This is a genomic window from Caulobacter sp. D5, assembly GCF_003185805.1.
Lineage (GTDB): Bacteria > Pseudomonadota > Alphaproteobacteria > Caulobacterales > Caulobacteraceae > Caulobacter.
Genome location: NZ_QHJY01000486.1, coordinates 1 through 1,085 on the forward strand (window position 1 = coordinate 1; position 1,085 = coordinate 1,085).

The following is a 1,085-nucleotide window of genomic DNA, read 5'->3' on the forward strand; positions in this document are numbered from 1 at the left end:
CCGCCGGGGCCCTCGTCGCCGGCCTGGCGACGCGCGGCTTCACGGTTGCCGATCCGGCCGGCGTCGAGGTGGCGGCCATTCGCGCCGCCGCGCCCGGCGCCTGCCATGCCCGCAAGGGCCAGGACAGGGAAGGCCGCGCCTTCGTTCCCGCCGGCGCCGTGGCGCTGGGCGAGGACGGCCCCGGACGGCCGGGCAAGGTCGTGGCCGTCGAGGGCTTCTGGATCGACCGCCACGAGGTGACCAACCGTCAGTTCGCCGCCTTCGTCGACGCCACGGGCTATGTCACCCAGGCCGAGCGGGAGGGGGCCTCGGCGGTGTTCGTGCAGCCCGAGCATCTCTCCGGAGACGACGCGGCCCAGTGGTGGAAGCTGGTGCGCCGGGCCAACTGGCGTCATCCGCACGGCGGCGGGGCCGACGACCTGGCCCATGCCGACGAGCCGGTGGTGCATGTGACCTACGACGACGCCCAGGCCTACGCCCGCTGGGCCGGCGGGCGCCTGCCGACCGAGGCCGAGTGGGAGCGGGCCGCGCGCGGCGACCAGTCCGGCCCGCGCTCGCCGCAAGGCTGGGCCTATGACGACGACGGCAAGCCGGCCGCCAACACCTGGCAGGGCGAGTTCCCGCTGGCCCAGAGCAACGAAGACCACTTCACGGGCTTGGCGCCCGTGGGTTGCTTTTCCGCCAACGCCTTCGGCCTCGTGGACATGATCGGCAACGCCTGGGAGTGGACGTCGAGCGCCGCCGCGAGCAGCGGACCCGAGCGCCTGATCAAGGGCGGCTCGTTTCTCTGCGCCTTCAACTACTGCGCCAACTTCCGCCCCGCCGCCTGGCAGGCGCAGGAGGAGGGGCTGGGGACCTCGCACGTGGGGTTCCGGGTGGCTTATGAAAATCCCTCTCTCTGAGAGAGAGGGAGGGGCCCATGGCGCAGCCATGGGAGGGTGAGAGGTTACAGCCTTTCAGATTGAAGCACCGGCTTATGCTAGGGGCGGTCTTGGACGGCTCGCGATGTTCTGGGCGAGGGGTTTTCCGGCCAGCGGTGAAACCTCTCACCCTCCCACCGCTTCGCGGCGGGCCCCTCCCTCTCT

Annotated in this window: 1 protein-coding gene; it reads left to right on the forward strand. The window is 71.8% G+C overall.

What is annotated here, in order from left to right; genetic code table 11:
• Positions 1-902 (forward strand): formylglycine-generating enzyme family protein (locus DMC18_RS24165; RefSeq protein WP_199232627.1); only part of this gene is annotated, 902 nt, incomplete at its 5' end.
• Positions 903-1,085: the final 183 nt, after the last annotated feature.